This is a genomic window from Flavobacterium sp. (genome assembly GCF_020217025.1).
GTDB lineage: Bacteria > Bacteroidota > Bacteroidia > Flavobacteriales > Flavobacteriaceae > Flavobacterium.
The window spans coordinates 1-10,000 of sequence record NZ_JAIWOF010000058.1; the positions used below are offsets into that span (position 1 = coordinate 1).

10 protein-coding genes and 1 pseudogene are annotated in these 10,000 nt (G+C 34.5%); 7 read left to right on the forward strand and 4 right to left on the reverse strand.

The features are described 5' to 3' along the window. From LDL23_RS02675 to LDL23_RS02690, 4 genes are all read left to right on the forward strand, one after another. On the forward strand, nt 1-668 hold a 668-nt coding region (locus LDL23_RS02675), incomplete at its 5' end, for an aldehyde dehydrogenase family protein (protein WP_291264330.1). A 1-nt stretch (nt 669) separates the two neighbouring features. Beyond that, a complete protein-coding gene (locus LDL23_RS02680) occupies nt 670-1,170 on the forward strand; it encodes a nuclear transport factor 2 family protein (protein WP_291264331.1) in 501 nt (166 codons plus the stop codon). Nucleotides 1,171-1,316: 146 nt separating this feature from the next. Then, a complete protein-coding gene (locus tag LDL23_RS02685; protein ID WP_291264332.1) occupies nt 1,317-1,754 on the forward strand; it encodes a hypothetical protein in 438 nt (145 codons plus the stop codon). An 18-nt stretch (nt 1,755-1,772) separates the two neighbouring features. After that, nucleotides 1,773-2,354: a hypothetical protein gene (locus LDL23_RS02690; RefSeq protein ID WP_291264333.1), complete on the forward strand. Its 582-nt coding sequence runs from the start codon at nt 1,773-1,775 to the stop codon at nt 2,352-2,354. A 50-nt stretch (nt 2,355-2,404) separates the two neighbouring features. Here LDL23_RS02690 and LDL23_RS02695 read toward each other — a convergent pair whose 3' ends face one another. Further along, nucleotides 2,405-3,361, reverse strand: coding sequence for an NAD-dependent epimerase/dehydratase family protein (locus LDL23_RS02695; RefSeq protein WP_291264334.1), 957 nt, complete (start codon nt 3,359-3,361; stop codon nt 2,405-2,407). 221 nt (nt 3,362-3,582) lie between these two features. Here LDL23_RS02695 and LDL23_RS02700 point away from each other — a divergent pair, with 221 nt between their 5' ends. From LDL23_RS02700 to LDL23_RS02710, 3 genes are all read left to right on the forward strand, one after another. Beyond that, nucleotides 3,583-4,185: a hypothetical protein gene (locus LDL23_RS02700; protein WP_291264335.1), complete on the forward strand. Its 603-nt coding sequence runs from the start codon at nt 3,583-3,585 to the stop codon at nt 4,183-4,185. A gap of 8 nt (nt 4,186-4,193) precedes the next feature. Beyond that, nucleotides 4,194-7,547, forward strand: coding sequence for a transcription-repair coupling factor (gene mfd / locus LDL23_RS02705; protein ID WP_291264336.1), 3,354 nt, complete (start codon nt 4,194-4,196; stop codon nt 7,545-7,547). A gap of 106 nt (nt 7,548-7,653) precedes the next feature. After that, entirely contained in the window at nt 7,654-8,004 is a 351-nt protein-coding gene (locus LDL23_RS02710; protein ID WP_291264337.1) for a hypothetical protein, read from the forward strand. A gap of 26 nt (nt 8,005-8,030) precedes the next feature. Here LDL23_RS02710 and LDL23_RS02715 read toward each other — a convergent pair whose 3' ends face one another. The 3 genes and pseudogenes from LDL23_RS02715 to LDL23_RS02725 form a co-directional block, all read right to left on the reverse strand. Next, entirely contained in the window at nt 8,031-8,357 is a 327-nt protein-coding gene (locus LDL23_RS02715) for a hypothetical protein (RefSeq protein WP_291264338.1), read from the reverse strand. A gap of 2 nt (nt 8,358-8,359) precedes the next feature. After that, nucleotides 8,360-9,721 (reverse strand): DNA repair protein RadA, encoded by a 1,362-nt coding sequence (radA, locus tag LDL23_RS02720; RefSeq protein WP_291264339.1) that lies wholly within the window; start codon nt 9,719-9,721, stop codon nt 8,360-8,362. Between the two features lie 6 nt (nt 9,722-9,727). Then, nucleotides 9,728-10,000 (reverse strand): annotated as a pseudogene (locus LDL23_RS02725) (alpha/beta hydrolase); the annotation flags it as partial.

Below are 10,000 nucleotides of genomic sequence, written 5' to 3' on the forward strand. Positions count from 1 at the left end.
GCAATGCTTTCATCATTTTAGAAGATGCTAATCTAGAAAAAGCAGTAACAATAGCTGTCAATGCCCGAATGCAAAATGCAGGTCAAAGTTGTATTGCAGCGAAACGATTTTTAGTTCACGAAAATATAGCAGAAGAGTTTGTAGCAAAATTCAAAGTTGCCATTCAAAACTTAAAAACAGGGAATCCGTTAGATAAGGAAACACAAATTGGTTCGTTAGCAAGAGTAGATTTGGCAGGAGAATTGGAAGCTCAAGTTCAAAAATCTATTGAAATGGGAGCTAAGCTAATTGTTGGTGGAAATAGAAAGGAAGCTTTTTATGAACCCACAATTTTAACCAATGTAACCACAGAGATGCCTGTTTTCAATGAAGAAACTTTCGGACCTGTTGCAGCAATAATAACTTTCAAAACTATTGAAGAAGTAATCGAATTAAGCAATCAATCGGAATTTGGTTTAGGGGTTTCTATCTTTACCCAAGATATTGATTTCATCAAAACCAAGATTTCATCCTTTAACGAAGGTGCTGTTTTCATCAATGAAATGGTAAAATCCGATCCAAGATTACCTTTCGGAGGCATCAAAAAATCAGGCTACGGTAGAGAATTAGCCGAAGACGGCATCAAAGAATTTGTGAATGTAAAAACAGTTGTAATAAATACTTTTTAATATGAAAAAATTAGCCATCATGCTTTTGGCAACTCTAGGTTTCTCCTGCAAACCTTGCGAAGAAAAGCTTCAATCTGAAAAACAAAACATCACTACTATTTTAGATAATTGGCACAAAGCGGCTGCAGCTGCAAATTATGAAGCGTATTTTGGAGCGATGTCAGAGGAATCCATTTTCATCGGAACAGACGCCACTGAAAATTGGAACAAAAAACAATTTCAAGCGTTTGCAAAACCTTATTTTGATAAAGGAAAAGCATGGAACTTTAAAGCAATCGAACGCAATATCTATTTTAGCGAAAATAGGAAAATGGTTTGGTTTGATGAATTATTAAGTACGCAAATGAAAATTTGTCGCGGTTCAGGTGTTTTGGTTCAAGAAAATGGGCAGTGGAAAATTAAACACTATGTGCTTTCAATGACGGTTCCAAATGACAATGTGGATGAAGTTGTAAAAATAAAATCGGTAATAGAAGATAAAATTCTTTCCGAAAAGAAGTAAAAATAAACATAAGTAATAGTTAATCCCAAGATAATTTGTCTTGGGATTTTTTATGTCCAAATGTTAAAAATTTAATTTTTTTCTGTTTGAGAAAACCAATGAGAAATTGTTTACGTAAATACAACTAAACAAAAATCTCAAACGTCATGAAAATAAATAGAAAAATCAAAATTGCTTTAGGATGTATCTTCGGAATATTCCTGATTTTATTTGTGGTTTTAGTAGTTCACATCGCAATTGCAAAACCTTTAGTCATAGATAACGCTTCATTACAAATTAGCCGAATTGACTTCAAAGAACCAATAGATTCGCTTAAAGCAAAAGAAATTCATCGAAATTTAAAATCCATTCCAGGAGTAAAAACGGATAGATTGAATAAAGAAACAGGTGTTTTAGTATTCTTTCACGACATCAAGGTTGCAGATTCAAAAACTATTTACAATAAGCTTATGGCTATGGGTAATTATAAAGCAGAACGTTTTGTACTTCCAAAAGAATTAGAAAATAAAACTGCTTGTCCTGTTATGTCTGAAGACAGTTTCAGTTATAAATTTTCAAGAGGAATTCAACGAATTTTTAATTAATTTCTAAATACTATTACTATGAAAAATTTTTCAAAACTAGCCTTATTGGCTTTATTTATTGCATCGGGAGCGTTTGTTACTTCTTGTAGTGACGATGACGATCAAGCACCAGAACCAGCAACTTTGTATGCAAAATTAGGTGGAACTACTATGGTTTCTGACCCCAATAACCCTGGTCAAATGATTGAACAAGGTCGTTTAAGTTATCGTTCTGTAGTGGATTCAACTATTACTTTAATTGTTTCTGACATTGTTGTGGGAGCAGAAGGTAATCTAGGACAACATTTTGCACCAGTAATTTCTGAAGCTTTAAGTGGAAATACAACCAATGTTGCTATTTTGAGCGACAATTTAACTGATTTCTTTTCAGCAAATACAGGAGGAGGCGCTACTAATTCTTATACAGGATTAAATATGGTGGCAGCACATGATCCAGCTCAAAATCCACGTATGGGTAAAAAATCTAATGATGCCGAATACGATAAATTTATAGGATATGTTGGAGCAGCAGCTGGCTTAAATGGGGTTACTGATCCTGCTTTGATTGGTGAAGTTGTTGCCGTGTTAGAATCATTGAGAGCTCCTATCGTTCAGGAGTAAGTTTGTTTTTTGTTTTAATGGAAAACGTCCCGATATTTCGGGACGTTTTTTTATTTATTATAAATATGTTCTTTTAAATTTTTAAACATATCTACTGTCATGTTTTCTAAATTGAAATCGTTTTTCCAACCCCAATCTTCTCTCGCCGAAGTATCATCAATACTTGCTGGCCAACTATCAGCAATTTTCTGACGGAAATCAGGTTCGTAGCTTAATTCAAAATTTGGATAGTGTTTTTTAATTTCTTCACCAATTTGTTTCGGAGTAAAACTCATGGCTGCTAAATTATAAGCAGAACGAATTTTAACATTTTCTGCTGGAGCTTGCATAATTCCGATAGTCGCTTTAATCGCATCGTCCATATACATCATTGGTAATTCTGAATTTTCAGATAAGAAACTCGTGAATTTCCCATCGGTAATCGCTTTGTGATAAATATCTACTGCGTAATCTGTAGTTCCTCCACCAGCTTCAGTACTCCAGCTAATCAAACCAGGATAACGAATACTTCTTACATCTACACCATATTGTTTGTGATAATATTCACACCATCTTTCTCCTGTTTGTTTCGAGATTCCATAAACCGTTGAAGGTTCCATAACTGTATACTGAGGCGTGTTATGTCTAGGAGTTGTAGGTCCAAAAACCGCAATACTCGAAGGCCAAAAAACCTTTTTAATTTTTCCTGCTTTGGCTAAATTTAAAACATGAAACAACGAATTCATATTTAAATCCCAAGCAAATGCCGGATTTTTCTCAGCGGTAGCCGAAAGCAAAGCCGCCATTAAATATACATCAGTAATTTGATATTTTTCAAGTAAGTGTTCAATTTGATTGTAATCAAGTGCATTTACCACTTCAAAAATTCCATTATTAACTACATCATTTTCTAATTTTCTAATGTCTGATGCGATAACGTTATTAACTCCGTAAGTTGCTCTTAATTTTGCTGTAAGTTCAGTGCCTATTTGTCCACAAGCACCAATAATTAAAATTTTCGTATCCATTTGGTTGTGTAAATGAGGTAACAAATATACTATTTTGCCTTTATTTTGCAGATGGATTTTTGTGATATTTTTACAAATTGCAACCTAAATTTAAATATTTAATAAATTAACATCTTGTAAATGGTTTTTCTTAATTGATTAACAAATTTGGTGTTAAGATAATATTAGAAAAAACACAGCATTCGGCAAACATTTGTACCTTTGCTTTTTAATTTATCCGAATGAAAGTTTTCTTATGTAGTTTATCGCTTTTAGTTTTCACATTGATTTCATGCGAAAATGAAAATCAGCAACTAGAGGCCCAAAAAGTAGCTCAAAAAAACGAAGCTGTTTTTAAGAACATTTCGAAAATGTGGCAATTTAATTTTCCAACGCCTAGACCTGAAGTAGCAGCTACTTTAGGCAGATGGAACGAGTGGCGTCAATTTGAAATTGAAATGCTTCAAAAACCACAATCTACATTATCAGCTTTTCAAATGAAAACTAAAAATTTGTCTTCAAAAGCAGATACTTTAGCGATAACAATTCCTTTCGAATATGATAAACCTCAGATTTTAAGTAGAATTACGACTTTAAATACTAAGTTAAAATCACTCGAAACTTTCATGAATTTACAAGTAATTCCAGAGCAACGTATTGCTAAGTTAATTCCAGAAATTAACGAGGAAATTAAAGGTTTGTATAAACAATGGGATGAAATCATTATCAAAAAAGCAATTCCAAAGGAAATCGGAGAAGAATTAATGTTGAGAGCTTTGGATACAGCTAGAAACGCAAATCCAGATGAAATGCGAAAGAAGATGGAAATTTCAGATAAAAAATAAAGAAAGTTTTGAGCAAGTCCGACATTATATCCATTTACGATAAGTCACCAAAGATTTCCGTTATAGAAAGTACATTCGCAGCACGCCAAAAGTCTCAAATGACTGGTTTGGTTGGGTCGTCGTTGTCTTTTGTGGCACATTCGCTGTTTAAAAAATCAGAACTTCCTTTCCTGATTTTATTCAGTAATAAAGAAGAAGCGGCGTATTATTTAAATGATTTGGAGCAATTAATTAATGCCGAAGACGTACTTTTTTACCCAAGTTCGTACCGAAGACCCTATCAAATTGAAGAAACCGATAACGCTAATGTTTTGTTACGTGCTGAGGTTTTAAACCGAATTAATTCCAGAAAAAAACCTGCGATTGTTGTTTCCTATGCCGAAGCCATTTTCGAAAAAGTGGTTACCCGAAAAGAATTAGAGAAAAACACGTTGAAATTGTCAGTTGAAGACAAACTTTCTATTGATTTTATTAATGAAACCTTGTTTGAATACAATTTCAAACGCGTAGATTTTGTTACCGAACCGGGCGAATTTTCAGTTCGTGGTGGAATTATTGATGTATTTTCGTTTTCCAATGATAATCCATACCGAATTGAATTTTTTGGTAACGAGATCGACAGCATCAGAAGTTTTGATGTTGAAACACAATTATCGATTGAAAAACTGAAAAAGATTTCAATCATTCCAAATGTTGAAAATAAATTACTGCAAGAAAACCGTGAAAGTTTCTTAGATTATATCAACGAAAAAACGGTTTTAGTCATTCAAAATACCGAATTATTAGGACAACAATTAGATAAATTATTCGACAAAGCCAATGAAGCTTTCGAGAAGTTATCCAAAGACATCCAGCACGCGCCACCCGAAGAATTATTTTTAAATCAAAAGCAATTTTTAAAACGTGCTCTGGATTTTTCGGTAATCGAATTGCATGCTAACGCTGTTTTTAAAACTGATAAAAAAGTCGAATTTCATATTCAGCCACAGCCTTCGTTTAATAAACAATTCGATTTGTTGTTGAACAATTTGAGCGAAAATCATTTCAACGGATACAAAAATTATTTGTGTTGTTCCAATGATAATCAAGCGAGTCGTTTTCATGATATTTTTGAAGATATCGACGAAGCTAATCACGAAAGCATTCGCAAGCAATACAAAACCATGGTGTTGCCTTTGTTTGAAGGTTTTATCGATGAAGAAAATCAAATTGCATGTTATACCGACCATCAAATTTTTGAGCGTTACCATAAGTTTTCCATCAAAAATGGTTATTCGAAAAAGCAAACCATTACGTTAAAAGAATTGACTTCTTTGTCGGTGGGTGATTATGTAACGCACATCGATCACGGGATTGGAAAGTTTGGTGGCTTGCAAAAAATTCAGGTCGAAGGCAAAACGCAAGAAGCCATAAAATTGGTCTATGCCGATAATGATATTGTGTATGTGAGCATTCATTCGCTACACAAAATCTCAAAATACAACGGGAAAGATGGTGCGCCTCCTAAGATTTATAAATTAGGAAGTAACGCATGGAAAACCCTAAAACAAAAAACAAAAGCACGTGTAAAACACATTGCGTTCAACCTAATTCAGTTGTATGCGAAGCGAAGATTAGACAAAGGTTTTCAGTTTGCACCCGATAGTTATTTGCAAAAAGAATTAGAAAGTTCGTTTATTTACGAAGATACACCCGACCAAATTACCGCAACAGCCGACGTTAAAGCCGATATGGAAAACGAACGTCCAATGGACCGATTGGTTTGTGGTGATGTTGGTTTCGGAAAGACAGAAGTCGCGATTCGTGCAGCTTTTAAAGCGGTAGACAACGGAAAACAAGTCGCGGTTTTAGTACCAACGACTATTTTAGCGTATCAACATTACCGAACATTTTCGGAACGTTTGAAAGATATGCCGGTTACCGTAAGTTATGTGAACCGATTTAGAACGGCGAAACAAAAAGCGGATACACTTCAAAAACTGCAAGAAGGAAAAGTCGATATTTTGATTGGTACACACCAATTGGTGAATAAAAATGTGGTGTTTAAAGATTTAGGTTTGTTGATTATCGACGAAGAACAAAAATTCGGAGTCAACGTAAAAGACAAATTGAAAACCATTGCTACAAATGTCGATACCTTGACCTTAACAGCAACTCCGATACCGAGAACGTTGCAGTTTTCGTTGATGGCGGCACGGGATTTATCGGTAATTACAACGCCTCCGCCAAATCGTTATCCAATTGAAACGCACGTGATTCGTTTTAACGAAGAAGCCATTCGTGATGCAATTTCGTATGAAATTCAGCGTGGTGGGCAAGTGTTTTTCATCAATAACCGAATTGAAAATATCAAAGAAGTTGCCGGAATGATTCAACGCTTGGTGCCAGGAGCAAAAGTAGGTATCGGTCACGGTCAAATGGATGGGAAAAAACTAGAAGAATTAATGTTGGCTTTCATGGAAGGCGAATTTGACGTTTTGGTCGCAACCACCATTATCGAAAGCGGTTTAGATGTACCGAATGCGAATACGATTTTCATCAATAACGCCAATAATTTCGGATTGTCTGATTTGCACCAAATGCGTGGTCGAGTGGGAAGAAGTAATAAAAAAGCATTTTGTTATTTCATTACGCCGCCGTATTCGATGATGACGGGTGAAGCGCAAAAGCGTATTACCGCTTTGGAACAATTTAGCGAATTAGGAAGCGGTTTCAATATTGCGATGAAGGATTTGGAAATTCGTGGTGCGGGTGATTTATTAGGTGGCGAACAAAGTGGTTTTATCAACGAAATTGGTTTTGATACCTACCAAAAAATCATGAACGAAGCCATTGACGAGTTGAAAGAAAACGAGTTCAAAGACTTGTACCAAGAAGAAAACGACATCGAAACCAAAGAGTTTGTAAAAGACATTCAAATTGATACCGATTTCGAATTACTATTCCCAGATGAATACATCAACAACATTACCGAACGTTTGAATTTATACAACGAGTTAAGCCAAATTAAAGACGAAGCTACGCTACAACAATTTGAACAAAAACTAATTGACCGCTTTGGTGCGTTACCAAAACCAGCGATTGCGTTACTAAATAGCGTACGCATCAAATGGAAAGCAACCGCCATGGGAATTGAACGTTTAATGATGAAACAAGGTAAAATGATAGGCTATTTCATTGGTGACCAACAAAGTGATTTTTACCAAAGTAACCGTTTCATGAAAGTGCTACAATTTGCCCAACGCAACGGCAACGTATGTAAGATAAAAGAAAAAGAAACCAAAAATGGCTTACGTTTATTACTGACTTTTGATAATGTGAAAAGTGTAAATAAGGCGTTGGAGTTGTTGGAGGGGATTTAGTTTTTGTTTAAATCAATCCCTGGTAAGGATTTCAAATCAATGCAAAAGAAGTTAAAAACTAAACGCATTTCTAATTATAATATTTAGACTTTTAAATATCTTTATAATGATTAACATAAAAGACCATAAAGAAAAAATATATCCAATTTTAGTTTTTGGAATTATTTTAATTGTGATGTATTTTATAAATAGATATGAAAATTCAAAACCTAAAATTTCAATTTATGGAAAAGTAATAAGTTATGAAATCGCAGCAAATATTCAATCATACTATATTTATAAATTTCAATATGAGGGGAAATTTTATAAAAGCACAAAATTAACTTCTGAATTAAACAAAAAAATAATTGGTAGATGTTTTGTAGTTTATATTGACCCAAATGATCCAGATAATTCTGATTTAGATTTGAGTAGAGAAGTAAATTGTGAGAATTTTCTAATATCACCACAACGATAGCGCAATTTTAGACATGACAGGTTTATTTATCCTCTAAACAAATCATTCAAATCTCGTTTTTCTTTTAATTTCTTCAGTTTTTTCTTGTCTTGAATTGTGAAAGTTAGTAGCATGATGGCGCAAATTACCACATAAGAAAAAGCAACTACACTATAACATAATGGATAATTGTAATCGAAATAATCAATAAGAGGTTTTGAATTTCGTTTGCTATATTCAGGAGCAATTAATGTGACTAAAACACCAACTAAGACTAATCGCAGCCAATAATTTTTTAAATAATTGGGGCGATTTTCTAATTCTTGAATTTGGAAATTAAGACTTTTTAACCTTCGCTCTTTTAAATCACTCATAATTACCCAAACAACTCACTCACCACATCTTCTATCTTCGCTACTAGAACAATTTTGATTTCCGTATTTTTCAACGAAATTTTGTTGTGCTTCGAAACAAAAATAGTCGTAAAACCTAATTTTTCGGCTTCTTGAATACGTTGTTCAATGCGGTTAACGGGTCTAATTTCACCTGAAAGTCCTACTTCTCCTGCAAAGCAAAAACCTTCTGCAATGGCAATGTCTTCGTTTGAGGATAAAATAGCAGCAACAACAGCTAAATCAATCGCGGTATCTTCTACTGAAATTCCACCTGTTACGTTTAAGAATACGTCTTTTGTGCCTAATCTGAAACCAGCACGTTTTTCTAAAACGGCTAAAATCATGTTTAATCGTTTAGCGTTATACCCTGTGGTGCTGCGTTGCGGTGTTCCATAAACGGCAGTGCTTACCAAAGCTTGAATTTCTAGCATCAATGGACGCATGCCTTCTAAAGTGGTGGCAATCGCAGTTCCTGAAAGTTGTTCGTCTTTGTGTGAAATTAAAATTTCAGATGGATTGTCTACTTCGCGTAAACCAGAACCTTGCATTTCGTAAATACCTAATTCGGCAGTAGAACCAAAACGGTTTTTTAAAGAACGTAAAATGCGATACACGTGATTTCTATCGCCTTCAAATTGTAAAACGGTATCCACCATGTGTTCTAAAATCTTGGGTCCAGCAATGGTCCCGTCTTTGGTAATGTGTCCGATTAAAAGTACTGGAGTATTGGTCTCTTTGGCAAATTTTATCAACTCGGCTGTACATTCTCTAATCTGAGAAATACTTCCTGCTGACGATTCAATATAATCCGTATGCAAGGTTTGAATCGAATCGATAATAACAATATCAGGTTCAATTTCTAAAATTTGACGGAAGATATTTTGGGTTTTGGTTTCGGTTAAAATGTAGCAATTATCGCCATTAGAAGTAATACGTTCGGCACGCATTTTAATTTGTTTTTGGCTTTCTTCTCCCGAAACATAAAGGGTTTTGTAGGGTAATTTTAAAGCAATTTGCAAGAGCAACGTACTTTTTCCAATTCCTGGTTCGCCACCTAACAATGTTAGTGAACCCGGAACCAATCCGCCACCCAAAACCCGATTCAACTCGTTATCTGTTGTGTTCAATCGGATTTCTTGTGCGGTATCTATTTCTTTTACAAGTAAAGGTTTTGTAACTGCTTTAGAAGTAGCCGTTGTGGTTTTCCACGCTACTTTTTCTTCTTTTTGAACCAATTCTTCTACAATGGTATTCCATTCTTTACAGGCGTTACATTGACCTTGCCATTTTGAATATTGGGTGCCACAATTTTGGCAAAAGAAAGCCGTTTTTACTTTACTCATTTGGTGTTATTCTTGTTTTTTTTCTTCTGTTGGAGTTTCAGCTGGTACTTCCGCTGGTGCTTCTTCCGTTGGTTTGTCTGGTTTTCCTTTTAAAGCCTCGGCTCTATTTAGCATAAAATCTTTAGTAATTTCACGAATTGGTTCTTGAGTAAAAGCACGTTGATAGGTTTTAATAGCTCTCTTATAATTACCTGTTTTTTCGTAATATAAAGCTTCGTGATATGTTCCTAAAGTGGTTTTTGGATAATGTTTGTTAGCATAATCACTTAAAGTCAATAA